We start from the raw sequence: 22,328 nt of genomic DNA on the forward strand, positions 1-22,328 counted from the left end.
AGTCGCACCACGATGTTTCGGCGGTGCACCATCCTCCCGCAACCAAGGATGTGGATCGGAATGTCGAGACGATGAAGACGGTGTTGTGTGTCGACGACGAGCCCGCCGTGGCCGCGATGTTCGAACATGCACTCACCAGTCTTGGCTACGAGCCGGTCCTCGCCCTGAGCGGTGAGGAAGCCCTCCGCGTCGTCGCCGCTCGACGGATCGATCTCATCCTCGCCGACTCCCAGATGCCCGGGATGTCCGGGCTCGAACTGCTCGACGCACTCGAACAGCAGGGCCGCAACATCCCGGTCGTGATCGTCACCGGACATAGCAGCGTGGAACATGCCGTCCTCTCGATGCGCCGCGGTGCCGTCGACTACCTCACCAAGCCGGTTCGCCTTCAGACCCTCGAAATCACCATCCAGCACGCGCTCGATTTTGCCAGGCTTCGCAGCGAGAACGAGACCTTCCGGCAGGAGATCTCCCGGATCCAGGCGCGGCGCCGGCTCGTCGGCAACAGCTCGTCGCTGAAGGATCTGCAGGATGTCATGATCACCGTCGCGCCGACGCGCGCGGCCGTGCTGATCGAAGGTGAATCGGGGACCGGCAAGGAACTGATCGCGCGAGGGATTCACGACCAGAGCCCGCGCCGCGACCAGCCGTTCATCACCGTCAACTGCGCCGCACTGCCGGAAGGGCTCGTCGAAAGCGCGCTCTTCGGTCACGAAAAGGGAGCCTTCACCGGCGCCACCGCGCGGATGATCGGCGCCTTCGAGCGCGCCGACGGCGGCACGCTCCTCCTCGACGAAGTCTCCGAGATGCGGCTCGACCTGCAGGCCAAGCTGCTGCGGGCGATCCAGGAGCAGGAATTCGAACGCGTCGGCGGCCGCGACCTGGTGCGGGTGGACGTGCGGATCATCGCCACCACCAACCGGGCGCTCCTGCGCGAAGTCGACGCGGGACGCTTCCGCGCCGATCTCTACTACCGGCTGCAGGTGGTGCCGATCTACACCCCGCCGCTCCGCGACCGGGCCGACGACATTCCGCTCCTCGTCGCTCACTTCATCCATTCCAGCTGCGAAGCGCTCGGCGTCTCCTCCGCCACCCTCGCCCCCGGGACGATGGACCACCTCCAGGCGTATCGCTGGCCTGGCAACGTTCGCGAACTGGCGAACGCGGTCGAACGGGCGGTGATCCTGAGCCGCGGCCGGCCGCTGACCGCCGAAGTCTTTGCGCTGTCACGGAGCGGGGGCGAAGCCGCGCCACCGGTGCTGCACCTCTCCCGCAGCGACGAGCCGGCAGCGGTACCGGTGCCGGCAGCAGAATCCGATGAACTCCCGCTCAACCTCGCCGATCTCGAACGGGTCATGATCCAGCGCGCCCTCGCCGCCACCGGCGGCAACCGCACCCGCGCCGCCCGCCTTCTCGGCATCAGCGAACGGACCCTCCGCAACAAGCTGAACGTCCCGCAAGTCAGCTGAGCCGGTCGGCAAGCTTCGCCGGAGTTCGGAAGAAACTTCCGGCGCTCCAAACCGCGCTCCAGGAACCAGTTCGCGCATGATCTTCGCAAACCATTGCCGTCCAACGTGTTAGCTCATATGGGCCGATCAGGTACGCGGCTTGCCAAACCGCATCGCATCACACCAGCGGTGGGAGCCCATGGTTCCGAGCCTTTTCGGTCAAGGAACACTGACGCATGACCTGCGCGGCGCACTCGAGGAACTGAGCGCCACGCACGAAACGATCGCGCAGCGAGTGGCGAATGCGTCGCCATCCAGCGCGAACACGTCGTTTTCCGACCAGCTCAAGGCATCGATGTCGGGACAGGACGAATCGTTGACTCGTGACATGGCCGCACTCGCCGACACCGAGACCCGGTACGAGGCGTCGGCCAAGTTGCTGCAGCAGTCGTATTCCGATATCCGCGCCGCGATGTCCAGCAATGGCTGACGTCCCCGGCATCCCGATGCTCCCGCGTCCCTTTCGCGAGCTGATGGGACCCCTCGGCACCGCCGCGAGCGGGATGTCGCGCCAGCAGAAGTTCATCGAGGTGATCGCCAACAACATCGCCAACGCCGAGACGACGAAGACCGCCGACGGCGGGCCGTATCATCGTCAGATCGCCGTCGCGGGGACCGATCCCGTGACCGGCGCGCCGATCACCACCGTGCACGAGGACAAGTCGGCAGGAAAGACCGTGTACCAGCCGGGTCACCCCGACGCCGACGCGCAGGGATACGTCCACTACCCCAATGTCGACGTCGCGACCGAGATGGTGGACCTGATGATCGCGCGGCGGATGAACGACGCGAATGCCACGGTGTTCGAATCGGCGAAGGCGATGCTGCGAAAGGCGATCGACATTTGAGCACCATTCCTCCGATCGGCAGCGGCATCCCGCCGGTCAGCAATACGACCAGCCAGCCGCGTGCCCGCGCCACCTCCGAGGTCGCATCGCAATCGGCGCTCTGGCAGGTCCTGACCGACGAAGAGCGCGCCTTCTTCGATTCGATGACGGCACTCGGTCCGGTGAGCTATGGCGCTTCCGGCCAGTCCTCGGCCAACGCCGGCGCGCCGCTCGGCCAGCGCATCGACCTCCTTGGCTGATCGATGACGACACCGATCCGCCCCGAGATGCAGGTCGTCTCGCCGCTGGAGCGCGGCGAGGGGACGCCGATCGGCTCCGTCACCGACGGTCCCGGATTCGGAGATCTGCTCACTCGCGCGCTCGGCGGCGCCGAGTCGATGCAGCAGCAGAAGGACAACGTCATCGGCGCCTTCCTGCGAGGCGACCCGGTCGAGTTGCATCAGGTGATGGCGGCTGCCGAAGAAGCGTCGTTGTCGTTGCAGCTGCTGGTCGAAACCCGCAACAAGCTGACCAGTGCATATCAATCGCTGATGAATACGCAGGTCTGATCGCATGCCAGACGCCTGGACCCGTCTCGACGCCAATCGTCGCTTCGCCGTCATCGCCATCGCCGCGGGAATGGTTCTCCTCGCCTTTCTGCTGATGAAGCGCGCGTCGACTCCCGACTACGTCACCCTCTTCCGCGAGCTCGATCTTGCCGAGGTTGGCAACATCACCGATCAGCTCGGGAAGGCGTCAATTCAGTACCAGCTCGGCAACGGCGGAAGCGAAGTGCGCGTCCCGCTCCCCGACGCAGCGCGCGCGCGAGTGCTCCTCGCCAAGGTCGGACTTCCGGCAAATGGCCGCCCCGGGCTGGAACTCTTCGACAAGCCGTCGTGGGGGATGACCGACTTCACTCAGCACATCACCTATCGTCGCGCGCTCGAAGGCGAACTCGCCCGCACCATCGGCACGCTTCGCGGAGTGACCCGTGCGCAGGTCCACCTCGCGCTGCCGGAAGAATCGCCGATTCGCGCGCAGCAGCGGCCGCCCGAGGCGGCAGTCGTCGTCTCGCTTCAGCCGAACACGTCGCTGTCGCAGGACCAGGTGCGCGGGATCACGCAACTCGTCGCCGGCAGCGTTGAGCAGATGACGGCGGATCACGTCGTCGTCCTCGACGACAGCGGCCGACCGCTCACCGGCGCGACCGACACCGAAGGCGCGGCGCTCACCGCGCACCAGCTCGATCTCGAACAGGGAGTCGAGCAGCACCTCGCCACCAAGGTCGAACAGCTGCTGTCCTCCGCCGTTGGACCTTCGGACGTGAGGGTCCAGGTCGCGGCGCGCCTCAACTTCGACCAGGTCGAACGGACCATCGACACCTACGATCCCAACGGGAAGGTCCTCTCCAACGAGCAGCGCAGCCAGACGTCGGCGGACAGTTCCGCGGGTGATGCCGCCGGGACGGTGATCAACAACACCTATCTCAACTCGCGGAAACTCGAGAAGATCATCGGCGAGACCGGGAACGTCACGCGGCTCACCGTGTCCGTGATGCTTAACTCCCGGGCGCTCAAGGCCGATCAGGCGGCGCAGGACGACCAGCGCACGTCGCTCGCGCAGCTGGTCCGCAACGCGATCGGGATCGACAGCACCCGTGGCGACCAGCTCTCGGTAGTCGCCGTGCCGTTCACCGATCCGGTGCCGGTCAAGGTGAACCCCGCCGACACCGCCACGATCAAGGCGTCGGCGATCGACACCCTCTCCCGCTTCAGCATTCCCGCGGTCGCCCTTCTCGCAGTGATCGTCGCTCTCGTCCTGGGTCTCCGGATGCTCAAGGGCTCCGGTGCGCCGCGCGCCATCGGTGCCGGCACCGTCAATCCCGCGGTCGCCGGGGGCATCGATCAATTGACGATCAGTGACGCCGGTGGATTGCGCACCCGCGTGCAGGCGGAATCCGCGTCGTCGCCTGATGCAGCGGCTCGGGTGATCCGCGCCTGGCTCGGAAGCACACCGTGACGATGGTTGCCCAGCGCACATCCCGCGGCGGTCCGCTCACCGGTGCGCAGAAGGCCGCGGTCCTCTGCATGGCGCTCGGAACCGAGGCGGCGGCGCGGATCATGATGCGCCTCAAGCCGGCCGAGGTCGAAGCGGTTTCCAAGGCGATCGCCGAGACGCCGGCCGTTCCCGCCGAGCAGATCGACGCGGTCCTGGGCGAGTTCCAGGAAGTGGCGCGGGCCGTGGCGTCGATGGCGGAGGGGGGGGAAGAGTTCGCGCGCGAAGTGCTCGAGAAGGCGATCGGCACGCAACGGACGCGCACCGTCTTCGACCGGATCCGCCAACCACCGCCGCCGACCGACTCGAGCCAGCTGCGCCGCGCCGCGCCCGATGTGCTGATGTCGGCGTTGAAGGGGGAGAGCCCGCAGACATTGGCGCTGGTGTTGGCACACCTGGAGCCGAAGGTCGCCGCCACGATGATCTCGGGCATGGATCCCGAGCTCTCCGCCGACGTCCTCTATCGGGTTGCGCGGATGGACAAGGTCTCGCCGGATGTCCTGCACCTCGTCGAATCGTCGATCGTGTCACAGTCGCAGGCGAGTGTGCCGCAGGACCTCACGCCGTCCGGCGGTCCCGCGGTCGTCGCACAGATGCTCAATCAGATGCCCGGCGGCGCCGAAACGGCGATTCTCGACGCCGTCGGTGCGAAACAGAGCGACCTCGCCGAGACGATTCGCAACCTGATGTTCGTCTTCGAGGACCTGCGCAAGCTTGACGATCGCTCGATGCAGCGCCTCCTCCGCGACGTCGAGAGTCGTGAGCTCGCGGTGGCGCTCAAGGCCGCCAGCGATGAATTGACCCAGCGCGTGATGAAGAACATGTCGGAACGCGCCGCGGCATCGCTGCGCGAAGAGCTCGAGATGCTCGGTCCGGTCAAGGTGAAGGACGTGGAAGAGGCGCACGCCAACATCATCAAGACCGCACGCGGCTTGCAGGAGGCGGGGGAGATCGTCGTCGATCGCGGCGGCGCCGACGAGATGATCGCGTGAGGAGCGGATGACACCGCCGGCCGCAGCGCCGGGCGTTGGCGCGTGGCACCCGCCCGAACTCGGGACTCTCGCCGCGGTGAACGCCGACACCTCCGCCGCCGAGGATGCGCGTCGTGCGGCGTGGCTCGAGGGCCATACTGCGGCGATGGCCGAGCGCGACGCGCAGCTGAGCGACGCACTCACGGCGCTGGAAGCGGCGCGCCGCGCCATGCACGAAACTGCCGAACGGCTCGGCGCGCACGTCACCACGACCGTGCACGCGCTGTCGGTCGCCATTGCCCAGCACCTGGTCGAGCGTGAGCTGGCCGCTGATCCGGCCCTGCTGCAGCGGCTGGTGACTCGTGCCCTGGGGCTGGCCCCGATGAACGGCACGATCATCATCCGCCTCAATCCCGCCGATCTCGTCGCGCTCACTGCACTCGGCACCGTCGCGGAATTTGCCGGAACATCGGTCGATCTCCGCTGGACGTCGGATGAGTCGATCCATCGCGGCGGCTGCGTCGTCGAGGGACCAGCCGTGATCATCGACGGACGAATCGATCGCGCGTTGCTCGACATCTACGAACAGATCTCGCATGACTGACACTGCGATTCTCGAAGCCGCGTTGCCACGCCTCCACGCGGTGAAACGCCTGGCGGTCCTCGGCCGGGTGACGCGCGTCATCGGTCAGGTGGTGGAAGCGTCGTCGGTGCCGGTCGCCGTCGGAGAGGTCTGTCGGCTGTCGACCTCGTCGCGCAGCGTCCTCGCGCTCGTTGCCGGATTCCACGAGCGCGGCATCATGCTCCTCCCGATCGGCGAACTCGAGGGGATCCACCCCGGTGCCACCGTCACGCCGCTCGGTCGCTCGCTCTACGTGTCGGTGGGAAGCGGTCTCGTCGGTCGCGTCCTCGACGGCCTCGGGCGGCCGATCGACAAGCTCGGTCCGGTGGGAAGCACCGTCTCGCGGCCGTTGCTTGGCGATCCGCCAACGCCGCTCGAACGGATGCCGATCGACACACCATTCTCGACCGGCGTCCGCGCCATCGATGGGCTCGAGACCTTTGGTCGCGGGCAGCGCGTCGGGATCATGGCGGGCAGCGGCGTCGGGAAGAGCGTGCTCCTCGGCATGATCGCGCGCGGCGCCTCCTCCGATGTGAACGTCATCGCGCTCCTCGGCGAACGTGGTCGCGAAGTGCGCGAATTCATCGAACGGGACCTTGGTGCGGCGGGATTGGCGCGGTCGGTCGTCGTCGTCGCGACCAGTGATCAGTCGGCCGTGATGCGCGCGACCGGCGCGCTCGTCGCCACGGCGATCGCCGAGCACTTCCGCGATCACGGGAAGAACGTCCTGCTGCTGATGGATTCGGTGACCCGCGTCGCGATGGCGTGGCGCGAAGTCGGACTCTCGGTTGGCGAACCGCCGACGACGAAAGGATATCCGCCGTCGGTGTTCGTGGGGCTGCCGCGGCTCCTCGAACGCGCCGGCAACGGGGCCACGGGAAGCATCACGGGACTCTACACCGTCCTGGTCGAAGGCGATGACTTCAACGAGCCGATCGCCGACGCTGCCCGGTCGATCCTCGACGGGCACGTGGTGCTCGCGCGGCGTCTCGCCGCGGCACGCCAGTTCCCGGCGATCGACATCATCGAGAGCGTCTCGCGAGTGCGCGATTCGGTCATCGATCCCGATCATCGCGCCGCCGCCAACACCCTCATCCGGCTCGAAGCGGCGTACCGCGCCCATGAAGATCTCATCGCGGTCGGCGCCTACAAGATGGGCGCCGATCGCGCCGTCGACGCGGCGATCGCGATTCGCAGCGACGTCCTCGCGCTCCTGGTGCAGCGCCCCGACGAGCCTGCCCTCTACGCCGGAACCCGGAACGCCGTCATCGGGCTTGCCACGCGTGCCCTCCAGCACGAGAAAGGAGCGGCACGATGAAGCGATTCACGTTCCGTCTGCAACACCTTCTGCACCTTCGCGAGTCGCTGGAAAAGATGCAGGGCGCCTCGCTGGGCCACGCCGATCGCGAGACCGGCGAACGGCGGATCACCGCCGAAGAGAGCATCTCGCAGCTGGGCGCCGCGCAGGATCAGGTGCACGAGACGGCGAATGATCCCGTCGCAGCCGGCATGTGGCACACCCTCGGCCTCAGCGTCGAGGCGGCGCGGATTCGGGCGGAGCTCGATGCCCGTGACCTTCGCGAGGCGGAGGATGCACGCGCTGTGGAACTCGATCGCTTCAACGAAGCGCGCGCCGCGCGACGGGTCCTCGAGAAGCTCCGCGAGCGCCGTGCAGCTGATTGGACGGTGGAGTCGGGACGCGAGGAGCGGCGCGAGCACGACGAAATCACCCGCAGCCGTCTCCTCGACCAGGCGAACAAGCAATGAAGCCGGCGATCCCGATTGCAGGTGCGTTCGTCCTCGGTCTCGTTGGCTCGACAGTGGTGGGGATGAAGCACTCGCCGCCAGCTGATCCGGCGAAGACAACGCTCCCGCCAGCGGTGGCAGCGGCCCCGGCGTCGACACCGGCATCTGAGGCTTCGACGCGACCTGCACCGCCGCCGCCGAGCGCAACGGTCGGGGCGCCAGTGGTGCTCGACACTGCAGTTGGTCCCGCGGCCGATTCATCGGTGTCGCGCGTCGCGTCGGTTCTCCTCAGGCTGACGCCCGAGGACGCCGCACCGATCGCGGCGCGGATGGCCGACAGCGAACTCGTCCCTGTCCTTCGTCGGATGGGAGTCGACAAATCCGCGCCGCTCCTCGCCAAGCTCCCCACGGCGCGGGCGCGCGAATTGAGCCGGCTGATCATCGCGCCGGCGTCGAGCGGAACACCCTGATGCGCGTCGACGCGACCAGGTCGTCATCAGCGCCCGCCGCACGAAGTGACACAGCGACCCGGTCGTCCGACGCGTCCGGCGGCTTTCTCGCCGCGTTGCAGGCTGTCATCACCCCGGTCGTCCGCGCGGCCAGGCAACCTGCCACGACACCGGGCACGCAGGACGGCGCGAACGACGGCACCACCACCGCCGATGGTCAGTTGTCGGATGCTGCCGAGACGCCGTCAGCGCTTGACGCACTCCTCGCCGCGACGGCTCCCGGTGGCGCACCCGCGACAACGGGAGACACCGGCTCGACTGCACCCGCACCGTCCGGCGACCCGACATCGGCGGCGACGGCCGACGGAGCACAATCGCCGATCGGCGGTACCACTCCCGACGGCGTTGCCGATCCCGCACGCCCCTCCAAGGCCGTGGCGACCGATGGGACTGCTGCCTCGCAGAGCGCTGCGATGCTGATGCAGGCGGCGCTGTCGGCGAGCGGATTCGCAGTGCCGGCCCGGGGTGTGTTGTCGTCGCCCTCCGGTCCATCGAACAGCGGATCGGTCGCCGATCGCGCGGCCGCCGCTGCTGGCGGTGGATCAACGTCGACCAGCAGCTCGACCGCGGTCGCAGGCGACGGCGACGACTCGGCGCAACCGGCGCACGCCGACGCCACGCCGCAACCGGGTGCCGGCAACGCTACGCTCCCGCACGACGTCGTTGTCGCGACCAGCGGCGCTGACGACGGTGGCGGCGACGAGGGAGATGCCGCGTCCGATGATGCGCATCCCTCGGCGAAGGTCGACCGGAACGATCGCGACGGCGCCGATCAGGGGTCGCAGGCGCAGACCGGCGCATCCGCACCGTCGATCGCATCGACCGCGGCGGCTACGACGACAGCGGCCACGACCGCAGCGGCGCCGACCTTCGTGGCTGCAGCGCTTACGCAAGGCTCGCCGCAGGTCAGCACCGCGCCGCCACCGCCGCCGCAGGTGACCCACCAGGCTCCTCCCGCGCCGCCGCCACCGCCGCGCTCGCACGTCACCCTCGCGGTTGATCCCGACGTCACCGGCGCTAGCCGCATTCACGTCTCGGTGCAGGGCGCGCAGGTGAAAGCGACGATCACCGCGACCGACGGCAACGTCACCGTGATCGATCGCCAGCTCTCCGATCTGCATCGCTCGCTCGAGGACAAGGGGTTCACCGACGTTCGGGTGGCGGTGCACAGCTCCGACCACGACGCCGGACTCGCGGTGTCGGCCGGCGCCTCCGGCGGAATGACTGACAACGCGGGAACCGGCGCGCCGACAACTTCGCGCAGCCAGCCCGATGGCCGGCAGCAGCAATCGCAGCAACATCAATCGGGTTCGAATTCACCCGAGCAGGACAATGCGTCACAATCCCGGCACTATCGCGAAGAACCTGAGGAGGATGCGGCATGACATCTCCGGTCACCGGCACGACACCCACGACGCCGACCACACCGACGACGCCGTCAACGACATCGGCCACCGACTCCAGCCAGATCCTCGGCAAGGATGATTTCCTGCAGCTGCTCGTCGCGCAGCTCAAGAATCAGGATCCGATGTCGCCGATGGACGGCACTCAGTTCGCCGCGCAGCTGGCGCAGTTCTCCACCGTCGAGCAGCTCGTCGACATGAACAGCAAGCTCGACACGCAGAACGCTGCGGCGGGCCAGTCGCAGATCGCCCAGCAGGCGGGCTTCGCCACGTCGATCATCGGTCGCGACGTGATCCTCAACGGCGCCAAGCTCACCGCCGTCGATGGCACCGGCCCGCGGATCAACGTCGATCTCCTCGGCGCCGCCAAGACGGTGCACGTCGACATCCTCGACAGCGACGGCAAGACGGTCCTCGCGAGCCAGGATATCTCCGGCGTTGCCGCGGGATCGCAGACGCTTACGTTGTCGAAGGATCTCGTTCCGCCGGGGACGTACAGCTACAACGTCACCGCGCAGGACCAGTCCGGACAGGCTGTCACCGTCACGGGCAACACCATCGGTACCGTCAACAGCACCCTCTTCCAGTCAGGCCAGGTCATGGTGCGCGTCGATGGCGTCGCCGTCCCTGTCACCGATATCACCGAAATCCTCCCCGCCGAGACGACGTCGGCGCCAGCCACCACCCACTAGGAGAAACACGGAATGCTGCCTGCGCTCTATTCCGGCGTCTCGGGGCTTCGCAATCACCAGGAAGCACTTGACGTCATCGCCAACAACATCGCGAACGTGAACACCACGGCGTTCAAGGCGTCGCGTGTCACGTTCAAGGAAGCGTTCGTCCAGCTGCTCCAGGGCGCGTCGCGTCCGCCGGGCGACCTGGGCGGCGTCAACCCGATCCAGGTCGGCTCGGGAATGAACATCGGCAGCATCGATCAGCTCTTCACGCAGGGCACGCTGCAGACGACCGGGAACAACACCGATCTCGCGATCCAGGGGAACGGCTTCTTCGTCGTCGCCAACGGCGCCAAGCAGTACTACACCCGTGCCGGCAACTTCCAGCTCGACGGCAGCGGCCACCTGATCTCCGCCGACAACGGCGACATCGTGCAGGGGATCAACGCCGATTCGTCGGGGAACCTCTCGTCGTCATCGTCGCTGTCGAACATCGTCCTCCCGATCGGCCAGAAGACGCCGGCGAAGGCGACCAGCACGATCACCATGACCGGCGATCTCGATGCCGGCGCCGCCGTCGGCGATACCCACGACATGAGCGTCACCGTCTACGACGGCCTCGGCGCGGCGCACACCCTCGACATCACCTTCACCAACACCGCGCCGGGGAAGTGGGACTGGGCGGCGACATCGCCCGATGCCGACGTCACCACCGGCACCGGCACCGTCGAATTCGATGGAACCGGCAATCTCACCGCCTTCACCTATCCGGGTGGCGGGACCTCGCTGACCATGACCCCGAGCAACGGCGCGGATCCGTTCGACGTCTCGATCGATGCCGGCACCGTCGGCGACATCAACGGCCTCGCCGGCTTCGGCCATGCATCGAACGCCGTCATCACGGAGCAGGACGGCTACCAGTCCGGCGATCTCGAGTCGATTTCGATCGATTCCCAGGGCGTCATCTCGGGCTCGTTCTCCAACGGCGTCTCGCACGCCCTCGCCCAGATCGCAGTCGCCGATTTCAACAACCCGTCAGGCCTCCTGCGTCAGGGCGACGCCACCTACACCGAATCCGCCAACTCCGGGATTCCGGTCATCGGCTTCGCCGGGACGAGCAACGCCTCGTCGATCACCGCCGGCGCGCTCGAGAATTCCAACGTCGATCTCTCGGAGGAGTTCGCCGAGATGATCGTCACCCAGCGTGGCTTCCAGGCCAATGCGCGGGTCATCACCACCGCCGACGAGATGCTCAACGAGCTGGTGAACATGCAGCAGGGGTGATCGCACCGATCGCCTGACACGCCGGGCGGCGGAGCAATGCGCTTCCGCCGCCCGGCGTTTTTTTGGCCCGGCAACTCTCGCCGCCCCACCGGCAGTCTCTTCCCGACCTCACTTCCGCATCCAATCGCGCCGCCTCGGCTCCTGCGCGCGTCGAATGGGCAACTCATTGCCCGAAAAGCACTTCCACACTTCGCGCCCGGCTGGTACAGGCGTTGCCATTGCACCGTTTGACGCATTACCGGAGCGAACGTATCAGCGCACCAACGGCGCAGGAAACACCGGCAACCGCTGCTGCACCAGCTGCAGCCGGTTCGAAGCGGACGATGATGATGGCGGTCGCCGCGCTCGCGGCTGGCGGCCTGATTGGCACGTTCGTCGTCGCCCCGCGCTTTCGCGGCGGGAAGGCGCCGGCGGCAGCGACCGCCTCGGCGGACCGTGCGAAGAAGAACGACAAGGAACCGCCGCGGATCGTCAAGATCGAGAACGTGATCGTCAATCCGGCGGGGAGTCAGGGGCAGCACTACCTGATCGTCTCGGCCGACATCGAGGTCAATACCGCCGACGCCGAGGCGTCCCTGCGCCGCAACGAAATCCCGATGCGGGACGCGGTGACCGGGATCCTCGAGCGGATGACCCTCGACCGCCTGACCCAGCTCGGCGCGCGTGATTCGCTCCGCGGCCAGATCGCCAGGACCGCCGCCACCTTCGCCGGCGACACCGCGCTGAAGGTCTACCTGCCCCAGTTCCTGATCCAGTAGCGATGACCGAGCAGAACTACGTGCGGGTCTACGACTTCCGCGAGCCACCGCGTCTCGACACCGCGCGGGCCGCCGCGATCGAAGCGATGCAGTCGACCTTCGCCGCCGGTGTGCGATCGCTCCTGACGCCGAAGATGCGGGAAGTGGTCGATGCCGAGGCCGCCGGTATCGAGCTCCTCACCCCGACTGCGGCCGTGCTCGCGATCTCCGACGCCGGCAGCCGCTACCAGATCGAGCTGAATGACGCCCGCCGGTCTGACGTGATCATCGCCATCGCCCCGGAACTCGCCACCCGTCTCGTCGACCGACTCTGCGGAGCCCCAGAGGACGTCGCCGGTGCGCGCGCCCTCTCGGCGATCGAGCAGCGGCTGCTCAACGAACTGGTCGAACGCTTCGTCCCGATCGTGCGCGATGCCTTCGCCGGCCTCGCTGAGATGAAACCGGCGAATCCCCGGCTGATTCATGCGGCGCCGCCACTCCTTGGCACTCCCGGCGATCATGTCGTACTCGTCCGTTTCACCGTGCGGTCAGGGCCGGTCTCGGCTCCGCTCCTCTTCGAGTTTCCGCTCGTGCTGCTCGAGGCCGCTCCGGCGCCGTCAACCGACGAAGCGCCCACGCACGCGACGCTCCTCGAACAGCATCTCCTCGGTGTTACGGTGCCGCTCCGCGTCTGCATCGAGTTCCAGACCGCTGCGCTCGATATCGCCTCGCTGCGCGAAGGCGGCATCCTCCGCACCGGCCATCCGTGCACCTCACCTGTCGACGTCACCGCCAGCGGCCGCCGCCAGTTCACCGGCACCCTCGGCCGGGAACACGGACACGTTGGCGTTCGCATCATACGCACGACTTCTCCCGACGATCCGACTTCACGTCCACACCGAAGGACCTCTCGATGAGTGATTCGACCCCCGGCGCGTCGCGCGACGCCGCTCCCGCCGAACTCGCGGAGCTTGGCCAGGAATCGGCGATGCCGAGCGGCGCGCGGCTCGACACCCTGCTCGACATGATGCTTCCGGTGACGATCGAATTCGGCCGAACCACCATGTCGATCCAGGACGTCCTGAACCTCGGCCCCGGCTCGGTGGTGCAGCTCGAGCGGATGGTCGGCGAACCGGTCGACATCTACGTCAGCGAACGCCGTCTGGCCGAGGGCGAAATCGTCGTGATCGGCGACGCCTTCGCGGTGCGGGTCACGAAGATCCACAATCTTCCTCGCGAGCAATCGCCCCGTACCACCGGGCGCTGATTCATGTTCGCTGCGATCGCCGCGCTCGTCATCACCGTCGGAGTCATGCTCCTGGCGCTCAAGGTCCTTGGGCGCCTGCAGGGCGTGCCCAGCGGCGGGACGCGCAGCGCGTCGTTGCAGCTCCTCGATCGCGTGGCGACCGGCCCGCGCCACGGGATCGTCCTCCTGCGCGTCGGTGAGCGCGTCCTCGTCGTCGGCGTGGCGGAGAATCACACGCTCCTGGGTGAGCTCACCGGCGCCGAGCGCGAAGCGGCCCTCGATGCGCGGCAGCCGGCGGCAACCGGAAACGCTGCGTGGCGTTCGGCACTCGCGCGGTTTGGTCTCGCACTTGTCCTGATGGCGGTGCCGCACCTCGCGCGGGCGCAGGTGATTACCGCACCGAAGCCTGCCGCGACCACCCATCAAGCGCAGCGCCGCGCGTCAGTTGCCGCGCCGACGGTGCAGGGGCCGACTGCTCCGACGGTGAACGTCAGCGTCGGCACGCCGGGCGACGAGCTCAAGCTCACCGGCGCCGTCGGCATCGTCGTGCTGATGGGCGCGCTTACCGTGCTCCCCGCGGTCTTCATGCTGATGACCGGCTTCACCCGGATCCTGATCGTCCTCTCGTTCCTGCGGTCCGCACTCGGCACGCAATCGGCGCCACCAAGCTCGCTCCTCGTGGCGATCGCGCTGATCCTGACCTCGGTGGTGATGCATCCGGTCCTCGAAACCGAGAACAACACCGCGCTGCAGCCATACCTGCGGGGTGAAATCGGTCAGGTAGAGGCGTACAAGGCGGCGCTGATACCGCTTCGCAAGTTCATGCTCGCCAACACGCGTGATCGCGACCTTACCACTTTCGCCGAGATGAGCGGCAACGCGCCCGCGGCGACTGTCGACGACATCCCCACGATGACCGTCGTCGCCGCATTCGTCACCGGCGAGCTCCGGACCGCGTTCCAGATGGGCTTCGTGATCTTCCTGCCGTTTCTGGTCATCGACTTGATCGTCGCGTCGGTGCTGATGAGCATGGGGATGTTCATGCTTCCGCCGGTGATGGTGTCGCTGCCGTTCAAGCTCCTCCTCTTCGTTCTCGCCGACGGCTGGGCGCTGGTGATGCAGAACCTCGTCGCGTCATTCAGGGTCGCGACGTGACACCGCTGCTCGCCTCCGACCTCCTCCAGCGTACCCTCACGCTCGTCGTGACGGTCGCGGGGCCGATGCTCCTCGCGGCACTCGTGATCGGCATCGCTGTCTCGCTGCTGCAGGCGGTCACGCAGATCCAGGAGCAGAGCCTCACCTTCATTCCGAAGCTCGTCGTCGTGGCACTCGTCTTCATGCTCTCGCTGCCATGGATGATGCGGCTCCTGGTCGAGTTCACCGTCGGGATGTTCCGCTCGCTGCCGAGTGTGGCGCGGTGAATCCGCAATCGCTGGCGCAGGCACTGCAGCCGGTCCACTGGCCGCTGCTGATCCTGGTCACCTGCCGCGTTGCTGGCGTCGTGCTGATCGCGCCGGCATGGTCCCAGGCGACCGTCCCCGCATCGCTCCGCGGCGCGTTCGTCGTGATCGCCTCGCTGGCGATCCTTCCCGGCGTCCCCGACGCAGCGGTCAACGTCGATTCGATCTCCGTCGTCGCCCCTGCCGCGACCGAACTGATCCTCGGTCTCGCGATCGGCCTCTCCGCGGCGCTCTTTCTCTCCGGCGTCGCGATGGCCGCCGAAGTCATCTCGCTGCAGATGGGTCTGTCGCTCGGCGCGGCACTCGGTGGCGTCGCCGACGTTGGCTCCCCCGGCGTCGGCCAACTCGAAGGCCAGTTCTCGCTCGCCGTCTTCGTCGCTGTTGGCGGGCATCTGGCGCTCCTCACCGCCGTGGGACGGAGCTTCCACGCGATTCCTCCCGGCGCGCCGATCGCGATCTCCGACGGCGGCCGCGCGCTCCTGACCCTCTGTGGCAGCGTCTTCACCACGGCGGTGCAGGTCGCGGCCCCGATGATGGTGGCACTCCTCGTCACCAACATCGGCCTCGCAGTCCTCAACCGCGCCGTGCCGCAGCTCAACACGATGATGGTCGCCGTTCCGGTCACCGTTTCGGTCGGGCTCATCGCTATCGGCACCGCGATGCCGTATGCGCTCAACGTCGTGGCGAAATGGGCGACTGGCGTCGGTCCGCAGGCAGACGCCGTGATCAAGTCGTTCACGCCGCTCGTGGCGGGACACTGACGTGGCCGAGACGCCGGCACAGGAACGCACTGAGAGCCCGACGAATCGCCGCCTCACCCAGGCGCACGACGAAGGCCAGGTTCCGCGAAGCACCGAACTCTCTGCGGCCGTCGTTGTTCTCGGCGGCGCCACCGCGCTCCTCCTCCTCGGCGGCCGGACACTGGGCGCCGGGATGACGGGGCTGATGCACGACAGCACGCGCATGCTCGTCGCCGCGCCGTTCACCCAGGGCGACGTCGTGGTCCTCCTGCGCAACGCCGGTCAGGTGATGCTCAAGGCGATGGCGCCGTTCCTCCTTGCGATCGTGATCCCGGCACTGCTGGTCAACGGCATCCAGGCGCGCGGCGTCCTCTCGCTCAAGCCGATCGCCCCTGACTTCTCGCGCATCAACCCCGCCAGCGGCCTGGCGCGGCTGTTGAGCGGCCAATCGCTCTTCACGCTCATCAAGGCGATGATCAAGGTGACGATCATCGGCACCGTCGGTTGGCTGGCGATGTCGCGCGCGTGGCCGGAGATCGTGTCGCTGAGCGGCGCCGACGCGGCGACGATCCTCGTCGTCGTCCGCGATGTCACGGTGAAGCTCGTCTTCGGCTGCGGACTCGCCTTTCTGGCACTCGCGCTCGTCGATTACGGCTACGCCACGTGGCAGCACCAGAAGCGCCTCCGCATGACGCGCCAGGAAGTGATCCAGGAATTCCGCGAGCTCGAAGGCGATCCGATCCGCAAGAGCAGGATGCGCTCGCTGGCGCAGGGGCTGGTCCGCCGCCGGATGCTGCACCGCGTCAAGGAAGCCGACGTCGTCATCGTCAACCCGACCGAGATCGCGATCGCGATTCGCTACGACGGCACCTCGCCGGCACCGATCGTCCTCGCCATGGGGCGTCGCAAGCTCGCCGAGCGGATCCGCGAGATCGCCCGCCTGGCGAACATCCCGGTGGTGCAGAACATTCCGGTGGCGCGCGCCCTGATTGCCACCGCCGCCGTCGGCAAGCCGATCCCGCCCGCGCTCTACGTCGCGGTCGCCGAGGTGCTGGCATTCGTCTATCGCAAGCGCGGCCATCTCCCGCGCGCGTTGACTGAACGGACCGTCGCATGACCGCCGTCGGCGCAACGGCACCGCCGGCCCTTCGGCCCACCGACACCTCACCTCGGGCATCGGGACCGCGCGCCGGTGGCACGGGCCCTGGCAGTGGTGGCACCGGCCCCAGCGCGGTGTCGCGCCTCGCCGCGGGACTTCGCGTCTCCGGCGGTGCACAGACCTGGCTCGCGATCGGCGTCGTGATCATCGTGGCGCTCCTCGTGGTGCCGCTGCCGCCGGTGATGCTCGACGTCCTCCTCGCCACGAGCATCGCGCTGTCGATCGTCGTGCTCCTCGTGACGCTGAGCACCGTCGATCCGATCGACTTTTCGTCGTTCCCGACACTGCTTCTCCTCCTCACCCTTCTCCGACTCGGTCTCAACGTGAGCAGCGCGCGCCTGATTCTCGGGCGCGGTTACGCGGGGCAGGTGATCAACGCCTTCGGTCACTTCCTGATCGGCGGCAACTTCGTCGTCGGGCTGGTGATCTTCCTGATTCTCGTGGTGATCAACTTCATGGTGATCACCAAGGGCGCCGGCCGCATCGCCGAAGTCGCGGCGCGCTTCACCCTCGACGCCATGCCCGGCAAGCAGATGGCGATCGACGCCGATCTCGGCGCCGGCCTCATCGACGAAGCCGAAGCGCGCCGCCGCCGCCAGGATGTCGCCCGCTACGCCGATTTCTACGGCGCAATGGACGGTGCCGCGAAGTTCGTCCGCGGCGACGCCGTCGCGTGCCTCGTGATCACCGCGATCAATCTCGTCGGCGGATTCATCATCGGGCTGGCGCAGCAGGGGCTGACCGCATCCGAGTCGCTCTCGACCTACACCACGCTCACCATCGGCGACGGCCTCGTCTCCCAGATCCCGGCGCTGATCGTCAGCACGGCGGCCGGTATCCTCGTCACCTACGGCGCGTCGTCGTCGGGAGCGAGTCTCGCTCTCGCGGGCCAGCTCACTCGCCAGCCGCGCGCCCTCAACATCGCGGCAGTCATTCTCGCCGGGATGGCATTTCTCCCCGGCCTTCCGGCGATTCCGTTCCTCCTTCTCGCAGCCGGTACCGGCGCGATCGGGTGGAAGAAGCGCCCCGCCGTCGCGACGGCAGCGGCGCGCGCGGCCGCACCGGCGACTCCGGCTGCACCCGCCGCCGCGCAGATGCGCGAACTGCTGCAGGTCGAACCGCTCGAAGTCGAGATCGGCTACGCACTGATTCCGCTCGTCGACGAGGCGCAGCACGGCGATCTTCTCCACCGGATCGGCATCGTCCGCCGGCAGGTCGCCGTCGAGCTCGGCATCGTCGTCCCGCCGGCGCGCATCCGTGACAACATCCAGCTCGCGCCGACCGAATACGCCATCAAGCTGCGCGGGATGAAGGTCGCCGGCGGCGAAATCATGCCGCGCTATCTCCTCGCGCTCGACACCACGCACAAGAACGCGCCGATCGAGGGGATTCGCACCACCGATCCGACCTTCGGGATGCCTGCTGTGTGGATCACGTCCGATCGTCGCGTCGATGCCGAGGCCGAGGGATACAACGTTGTCGAGGCACCGACCGTCCTGTCGACGCACCTGATGGAGACGATTCGCCGTCACGCCGGCGATATCCTGTCGCGGCAGGATGTTCGCGAGCTCGTCGACGGCCTCCGCGAATCGCATCCGGCACTGATCGACGACCTGATTCCCAATCGCCTTCCGCTCGGCACGCTGCATCGCGTGCTACAGCGGCTGTTGCGCGAGGGGCTGCCGGTCCGCGATCTCGTCACCATTCTCGAAACGCTCGCCGACACCGCGGATACATCGAAGGATCCGGAAATACTCACCGAGCACGTCCGTCGCGCGCTGTCCAACGTGGTGGCGCAGCTCTACGCCGAGAACGACGGATGCGTGCGCGGCATCACCATCGGGCCGCGCCTCGAGTCGGCATTGATGCAGCTCTTCGCGCCGCGTGCCAGCCGCGACGGCGCGATTCCGCTCGAACCCGATCAGCTCACCGCGCTCCTTCGCACCCTTGGCGAGCTGGTCACTGCTGCTCGTCGCGACGGACGGCCGCGTCCGCTGATCACGCCGCCCGCACTCCGGACCGGCGTGCGCCGCCTGGTCGAACCGATCCTTCCCGAACTGCCGGTGATTTCGCTCGGAGAACTACCACCGCAGATGCCGGTGCAATCCCTTGCCATCTGGGAGATGACTCGTGGCTCTTGAGATCTTTACGGGCGATCACCTGCCCGCCATCCTCACCAGGATCCGCGCGGCCCTCGGCCCCGAAGCGTGCGTTGTGCAGCTGCGCCGCCGCGGTGCCGAGTTCGAGCTGATCGCTTCCGACGGCACCGGCGCCTACGCTCCGGCGCCAGCAGTCGCCGCGACCGCGCCTCGAGATCTCGCGCCGACCGCACCCCGCGATCTTCCGAAGGTAGCCCCGCGCAGCGAATGGGCTCGTCCAGTTGAAATGCAACCGGAAGAAGTCCCCGACTTCCGCAACGCACTCGATGCCCACTTTGCAGCGCCGGCCGCGCGCCCCGCTCCAGTCGCGACCGTTCGCGCTCCCGAAGCGAAGCGCGACGCCGAGACGAACGCCGCCCTCCCCAAGCGCGCGTCGTTCATGGTGCGGCCGTGGGTCGTGGCGCTCGTCGGGCCGACCGGTGCAGGGAAGACCACAACTATCGCGAAACTCGCGACGAATCGCCTCGGCTTCGGTGGTTGCCGCGTCGGCCTCATGGGGCTCGACACCTACCGCGTCGGCGCGGTGGAACAGCTCGAGACCTACGCCGATCTCGCCGATCTTCCGATCGAGATCGTCTACAGCGATGCCGAAGCGAAGCGTGCCCTGGCGCGTCTCAACGATTGCGAGGTGGTACTCGTTGATACCCCCGGTCGCGGGCCGCGTAACACCGGCGACACAGAAACCATTCGCCGATGGCTCGCCGAGCTCGCGCCCGACGAAGTCCATCTCACCGTTCCGGCCGGTCAGCTCCCCGCCGTGACCCGGCGGATTCTCCGCGCCTACGCGCCGTTCAACATCACCCACCTTCTCGCCACCAAGCTTGACGAGCACCCCGGCGAGCAGGCGGCGTTCGATATCGCCATCGAGAACTCCCGCGGCATGCGCTGGATGACCGACGGACAGGAAGTCCCCGCCGATCTTCACGCCGCCGCGGATGCCCTCGCTCGCGCCGCAACGCGTCGCGACGCCGGTGTTCTCCTGGAATCCTGCGCGTGAACGATCAGGCGAGCACGCTGCGCGCGCGCCGCGAAGCGGTCCAGTCGATCGCCGAACGCGATCCCGAGCGCCCCGTCCTCGTGATCGGGAGCGGGAAGGGCGGCGTCGGCAAGTCGATCGTTGCGGTGATGGCGAGCGCCGCGCTCGCACGCACCGGTCGTCGCGTTCTTCTCGTCGACGGCGCGCAGAATCTCGGCAACCTGCATGTGCTCCTCGGTGTGCGTCCGCCGCTCACGCCGTCGGCACTTCTCGAAGACAGTGTCGTCCCTGATCAGCTGCTGATCGAAGTCGCTCCGGCGCTCTGGCTTCTCCCAGCGGATTCCGGCGCCGAGTCGGTGCACCGCCTCGCCGCAACCGATCGCGCGCGGCTCCATCGCCGCCTCACCGGCGTCTATCGCGACTTCGATGTTGTGGTCGTCGATGCCGCTGCCGGTCTCGACGGCGCAGTTCGCTGTGTCGCGATGCACGCCACTCGCTTGATCGTGGTCACCATCCCCGAGCCCGCGGCACTCACCGACGCCTACGCGTTGATGAAGATCGTCCACGGTCAGATGCCGCGTCTCCCATTCGACCTCCTAGTCAATCGGACCCAGCATCTCGACGAGGGACCGACCGCGTTCGATCGCCTCTCCACCGCGACGAAGCGCTTCCTCGGCCGCGATCTCTGCTACGCCGGCGCAATCCCCGAAGACGGCGCGATGCGCGCCCTGACCCGCGATCCTCGCGCCCTCCTCGCCACCGGCGACAATGTTGCGCAGCAGGCGGTGCAGCAGCTCCTCCCGACCTGGGTCGACGCCTGGGTCCCCGATCTCCTGGAACGCTCGGCGTGAAGGGATCAACGGGAGGTGGATCTGCCTCGGCCGAACTCTGGCGCCGGTATCGCGAGACCGGCGATCCGGAGGCGCGGGCAGAACTCCTCTCGCAGTATCAGGGATTGGTGCACCATACCGTCCGCCAGATCGCCTCGCGCGTCGGCGACGCCGTCGAATTCGATGATCTCCTCGGCGCCGGTGCCCTCGGCCTCGTCCGCGCGTTCGAGGCGTTCGATTCGTCGCGCGGCACGCAGTTCACCACCTACGCCACGCAGCGGATTCGCGGCGCCGTCCTCGACGAACTTCGCGCCGCCGACTGGCGCCCGCGCACCGCTCGCGAGCAGGGGCGTCAGGTGCAGCAGGCGGAAGAATCACTCGCGCGCCAGTTCGGTCGTCATCCCACGCCCGCCGAGGTCGCCGCACAGCTTCAGGTCGACATCGGCACCTACTGGGAGTGGAAGGATCTGTCGCGCGGCGCAACGATCGTCCCGCTCGAAGGGAGCGCGCCGAGCCAGGAGCCCGGTGGCGTCACGCTGGCCGAACGGATCGCCGATCACTCACGCCCCGGCGCCGATCTGCAGATGGAGGGGCAACAGCTCCGTGTCCTCCTGCGCGATGCGATCAAGACCCTTCCCGAACAGCAGCGCGTCGTCCTCGCGCTCTGCTACGACGAAGAACTCAATCTTCGGCAGATCGCCCAGGTCCTTCACGTCACCGAATCGCGGGTATCGCAGGTGCGAACCGCCGCGATCCGGAACCTTCGCGCCCGCCTCGCCGAGGAGATCGCCGCATGAATCGCCGGATCTGGATCGTACTCCTCGTCGTGGTGACGCTCCTCGCCGTGACGCCGCATCTGCCGCAATGGAGCACCGCGATATCGCTGGCGCTGCATCACACCAACAGCGCGGATGTCGCCACCGCTTGGCACACATTCGTTGCACGGACCGAAGACCAGGTCGCGGCGAATCCGTGGCTGATCCCGGCCGGCGCCGCGGTACCGGTCGGTCTCCTCTTCGTCATCCTTGCCGTGCGCGCCGTGCGCCGTCGCGGCGCTGAGCGCGTCGGGCGCACCGACCGCGCAGAGGCGATCACGGAACCGGCGTTCGAACTCCCGGTGAAGGAGCTGGCGCGACCCGCGGCCTCAGAGCGTCCACAGTCGGCTCCGATCGAGCCAGCGCGCGAGCCTCGCCGGCAGCGCGTCGGACGGCGTGCCACGGTCCACCGCCTCAACGCCAGCGGGCAATCGGTCGCCGAGATCGCCCGCGTCACGCGGGTCGGACAGGACGCCGTCCGCTTCCTCGTCCGGGCCACCTGACCGGATGACAGGCATGAATTGCCGGTCGGAGTTGCCGGAGCGAATCGCGCGGATTCTGGTGCCGTGTCAACATGTTGCGATACAACGAGTTGACTGTCGGCTCC

Annotated in this window: 26 protein-coding genes; all 26 read left to right on the plus strand. The window is 67.7% G+C overall.

Annotated features, from left to right (window positions below; all coding sequences use genetic code 11):
* Nucleotides 1-23 precede the first annotated feature (23 nt).
* The 26 genes from VGM20_04695 to VGM20_04820 all read left to right on the plus strand — a co-directional run bounded on the left by VGM20_04695 (nt 24) and on the right by VGM20_04820 (nt 22,224).
* Complete coding sequence (locus VGM20_04695) at nt 24-1,469, plus strand: sigma-54 dependent transcriptional regulator (protein HEY4100159.1); 1,446 nt, start codon at nt 24-26, stop codon at nt 1,467-1,469.
* Nucleotides 1,470-1,647: 178 nt separating this feature from the next.
* The gene (locus tag VGM20_04700; protein HEY4100160.1) at nt 1,648-1,938 is read left to right on the plus strand and encodes a hypothetical protein; all 291 of its coding nucleotides are present in this window, start codon (nt 1,648-1,650) and stop codon (nt 1,936-1,938) included.
* Complete coding sequence (gene flgC, locus VGM20_04705) at nt 1,931-2,356, plus strand: flagellar basal body rod protein FlgC (protein HEY4100161.1); 426 nt, start codon at nt 1,931-1,933, stop codon at nt 2,354-2,356. The genes VGM20_04700 and flgC overlap by 8 nt, the downstream gene beginning before the upstream one ends.
* Nucleotides 2,353-2,595, plus strand: coding sequence for a hypothetical protein (locus VGM20_04710; protein HEY4100162.1), 243 nt, complete (start codon nt 2,353-2,355; stop codon nt 2,593-2,595). The genes flgC and VGM20_04710 overlap by 4 nt, the downstream gene beginning before the upstream one ends.
* Nucleotides 2,596-2,598: 3 nt before the next feature.
* Nucleotides 2,599-2,904, plus strand: coding sequence for a flagellar hook-basal body complex protein FliE (fliE, locus tag VGM20_04715; protein ID HEY4100163.1), 306 nt, complete (start codon nt 2,599-2,601; stop codon nt 2,902-2,904).
* 4 nt (nt 2,905-2,908) lie between these two features.
* The gene (fliF, locus tag VGM20_04720; protein HEY4100164.1) at nt 2,909-4,354 is read left to right on the plus strand and encodes a flagellar basal-body MS-ring/collar protein FliF; all 1,446 of its coding nucleotides are present in this window, start codon (nt 2,909-2,911) and stop codon (nt 4,352-4,354) included.
* 2 nt (nt 4,355-4,356) lie between these two features.
* The gene (fliG, locus tag VGM20_04725; protein HEY4100165.1) at nt 4,357-5,382 is read left to right on the plus strand and encodes a flagellar motor switch protein FliG; all 1,026 of its coding nucleotides are present in this window, start codon (nt 4,357-4,359) and stop codon (nt 5,380-5,382) included.
* 7 nt (nt 5,383-5,389) lie between these two features.
* On the plus strand, nt 5,390-5,965 hold the full coding sequence (locus VGM20_04730; protein HEY4100166.1) for a FliH/SctL family protein: 576 nt from the start codon (nt 5,390-5,392) through the stop codon (nt 5,963-5,965).
* Complete coding sequence (locus VGM20_04735) at nt 5,958-7,301, plus strand: FliI/YscN family ATPase (protein HEY4100167.1); 1,344 nt, start codon at nt 5,958-5,960, stop codon at nt 7,299-7,301. The genes VGM20_04730 and VGM20_04735 overlap by 8 nt, the downstream gene beginning before the upstream one ends.
* Nucleotides 7,298-7,750, plus strand: coding sequence for a hypothetical protein (locus tag VGM20_04740; GenBank protein HEY4100168.1), 453 nt, complete (start codon nt 7,298-7,300; stop codon nt 7,748-7,750). Before VGM20_04735 ends, VGM20_04740 begins: the two co-directional genes overlap by 4 nt.
* The gene (locus VGM20_04745) at nt 7,747-8,199 is read left to right on the plus strand and encodes a hypothetical protein (GenBank protein ID HEY4100169.1); all 453 of its coding nucleotides are present in this window, start codon (nt 7,747-7,749) and stop codon (nt 8,197-8,199) included. The genes VGM20_04740 and VGM20_04745 overlap by 4 nt, the downstream gene beginning before the upstream one ends.
* Nucleotides 8,199-9,623 carry a hypothetical protein gene (locus VGM20_04750; GenBank protein HEY4100170.1) on the plus strand — a complete coding sequence of 475 codons (1,425 nt, stop codon included), beginning with the start codon at nt 8,199-8,201 and terminating at the stop codon, nt 9,621-9,623. Before VGM20_04745 ends, VGM20_04750 begins: the two co-directional genes overlap by 1 nt.
* Complete coding sequence (locus tag VGM20_04755; protein ID HEY4100171.1) at nt 9,620-10,333, plus strand: flagellar hook assembly protein FlgD; 714 nt, start codon at nt 9,620-9,622, stop codon at nt 10,331-10,333. Before VGM20_04750 ends, VGM20_04755 begins: the two co-directional genes overlap by 4 nt.
* Before the next feature lie 12 nt (nt 10,334-10,345).
* Nucleotides 10,346-11,599, plus strand: a complete 1,254-nt coding sequence (locus tag VGM20_04760; GenBank protein ID HEY4100172.1) for a flagellar hook protein FlgE — start codon at nt 10,346-10,348, stop codon at nt 11,597-11,599.
* 323 nt (nt 11,600-11,922) lie between these two features.
* On the plus strand, nt 11,923-12,357 hold the full coding sequence (locus VGM20_04765) for a flagellar basal body-associated FliL family protein (GenBank protein HEY4100173.1): 435 nt from the start codon (nt 11,923-11,925) through the stop codon (nt 12,355-12,357).
* A 2-nt stretch (nt 12,358-12,359) separates the two neighbouring features.
* Nucleotides 12,360-13,253: a FliM/FliN family flagellar motor switch protein gene (locus tag VGM20_04770; protein HEY4100174.1), complete on the plus strand. Its 894-nt coding sequence runs from the start codon at nt 12,360-12,362 to the stop codon at nt 13,251-13,253.
* A complete protein-coding gene (gene fliN / locus VGM20_04775; protein HEY4100175.1) occupies nt 13,250-13,603 on the plus strand; it encodes a flagellar motor switch protein FliN in 354 nt (117 codons plus the stop codon). The genes VGM20_04770 and fliN overlap by 4 nt, the downstream gene beginning before the upstream one ends.
* 3 nt (nt 13,604-13,606) lie before the next feature.
* A complete protein-coding gene (fliP, locus tag VGM20_04780; GenBank protein ID HEY4100176.1) occupies nt 13,607-14,737 on the plus strand; it encodes a flagellar type III secretion system pore protein FliP in 1,131 nt (376 codons plus the stop codon).
* Nucleotides 14,734-15,003: a flagellar biosynthesis protein FliQ gene (gene fliQ / locus VGM20_04785; GenBank protein HEY4100177.1), complete on the plus strand. Its 270-nt coding sequence runs from the start codon at nt 14,734-14,736 to the stop codon at nt 15,001-15,003. The genes fliP and fliQ overlap by 4 nt, the downstream gene beginning before the upstream one ends.
* On the plus strand, nt 15,000-15,803 hold the full coding sequence (locus tag VGM20_04790; protein HEY4100178.1) for a flagellar biosynthetic protein FliR: 804 nt from the start codon (nt 15,000-15,002) through the stop codon (nt 15,801-15,803). Before fliQ ends, VGM20_04790 begins: the two co-directional genes overlap by 4 nt.
* Before the next feature lies 1 nt (nt 15,804).
* Nucleotides 15,805-16,899, plus strand: coding sequence for an EscU/YscU/HrcU family type III secretion system export apparatus switch protein (locus VGM20_04795; GenBank protein HEY4100179.1), 1,095 nt, complete (start codon nt 15,805-15,807; stop codon nt 16,897-16,899).
* The gene (flhA, locus tag VGM20_04800) at nt 16,896-19,082 is read left to right on the plus strand and encodes a flagellar biosynthesis protein FlhA (GenBank protein ID HEY4100180.1); all 2,187 of its coding nucleotides are present in this window, start codon (nt 16,896-16,898) and stop codon (nt 19,080-19,082) included. Before VGM20_04795 ends, flhA begins: the two co-directional genes overlap by 4 nt.
* Nucleotides 19,072-20,097 (plus strand): hypothetical protein, encoded by a 1,026-nt coding sequence (locus tag VGM20_04805; protein HEY4100181.1) that lies wholly within the window; start codon nt 19,072-19,074, stop codon nt 20,095-20,097. The genes flhA and VGM20_04805 overlap by 11 nt, the downstream gene beginning before the upstream one ends.
* Nucleotides 20,094-20,927 carry an AAA family ATPase gene (locus VGM20_04810; GenBank protein ID HEY4100182.1) on the plus strand — a complete coding sequence of 278 codons (834 nt, stop codon included), beginning with the start codon at nt 20,094-20,096 and terminating at the stop codon, nt 20,925-20,927. The genes VGM20_04805 and VGM20_04810 overlap by 4 nt, the downstream gene beginning before the upstream one ends.
* Complete coding sequence (locus tag VGM20_04815) at nt 20,924-21,703, plus strand: FliA/WhiG family RNA polymerase sigma factor (GenBank protein ID HEY4100183.1); 780 nt, start codon at nt 20,924-20,926, stop codon at nt 21,701-21,703. Before VGM20_04810 ends, VGM20_04815 begins: the two co-directional genes overlap by 4 nt.
* Entirely contained in the window at nt 21,700-22,224 is a 525-nt protein-coding gene (locus tag VGM20_04820; protein HEY4100184.1) for a hypothetical protein, read from the plus strand. The genes VGM20_04815 and VGM20_04820 overlap by 4 nt, the downstream gene beginning before the upstream one ends.
* Nucleotides 22,225-22,328 lie beyond the last annotated feature (104 nt).

Source organism: Gemmatimonadales bacterium (assembly GCA_036500345.1).
GTDB lineage: Bacteria > Gemmatimonadota > Gemmatimonadetes > Gemmatimonadales > GWC2-71-9 > Palsa-1233.

Bases quoted from the DNA above. Each gene is read 5' to 3' on its own strand.
- VGM20_04700 (HEY4100160.1), top strand. From the start codon at position 1,648: ATGGTTCCGAGCCTTTTCGGTCAAGGAACACTGACGCATGACCTGCGC.
- flgC (HEY4100161.1), top strand. From the start codon at position 1,931: ATGGCTGACGTCCCCGGCATCCCGATGCTCCCGCGTCCCTTTCGCGAG.
- fliE (HEY4100163.1), top strand. From the start codon at position 2,599: ATGACGACACCGATCCGCCCCGAGATGCAGGTCGTCTCGCCGCTGGAG.
- fliF (HEY4100164.1), top strand. From the start codon at position 2,909: ATGCCAGACGCCTGGACCCGTCTCGACGCCAATCGTCGCTTCGCCGTC.
- fliG (HEY4100165.1), top strand. From the start codon at position 4,357: ATGGTTGCCCAGCGCACATCCCGCGGCGGTCCGCTCACCGGTGCGCAG.
- VGM20_04730 (HEY4100166.1), top strand. From the start codon at position 5,390: ATGACACCGCCGGCCGCAGCGCCGGGCGTTGGCGCGTGGCACCCGCCC.
- VGM20_04735 (HEY4100167.1), top strand. From the start codon at position 5,958: ATGACTGACACTGCGATTCTCGAAGCCGCGTTGCCACGCCTCCACGCG.
- VGM20_04740 (HEY4100168.1), top strand. From the start codon at position 7,298: ATGAAGCGATTCACGTTCCGTCTGCAACACCTTCTGCACCTTCGCGAG.
- VGM20_04745 (HEY4100169.1), top strand. From the start codon at position 7,747: ATGAAGCCGGCGATCCCGATTGCAGGTGCGTTCGTCCTCGGTCTCGTT.
- VGM20_04750 (HEY4100170.1), top strand. From the start codon at position 8,199: ATGCGCGTCGACGCGACCAGGTCGTCATCAGCGCCCGCCGCACGAAGT.
- VGM20_04755 (HEY4100171.1), top strand. From the start codon at position 9,620: ATGACATCTCCGGTCACCGGCACGACACCCACGACGCCGACCACACCG.
- VGM20_04760 (HEY4100172.1), top strand. From the start codon at position 10,346: ATGCTGCCTGCGCTCTATTCCGGCGTCTCGGGGCTTCGCAATCACCAG.
- VGM20_04765 (HEY4100173.1), top strand. From the start codon at position 11,923: ATGATGATGGCGGTCGCCGCGCTCGCGGCTGGCGGCCTGATTGGCACG.
- VGM20_04770 (HEY4100174.1), top strand. From the start codon at position 12,360: ATGACCGAGCAGAACTACGTGCGGGTCTACGACTTCCGCGAGCCACCG.
- fliN (HEY4100175.1), top strand. From the start codon at position 13,250: ATGAGTGATTCGACCCCCGGCGCGTCGCGCGACGCCGCTCCCGCCGAA.
- fliP (HEY4100176.1), top strand. From the start codon at position 13,607: ATGTTCGCTGCGATCGCCGCGCTCGTCATCACCGTCGGAGTCATGCTC.
- flhA (HEY4100180.1), top strand. From the start codon at position 16,896: ATGACCGCCGTCGGCGCAACGGCACCGCCGGCCCTTCGGCCCACCGAC.
- VGM20_04820 (HEY4100184.1), top strand. From the start codon at position 21,700: ATGAATCGCCGGATCTGGATCGTACTCCTCGTCGTGGTGACGCTCCTC.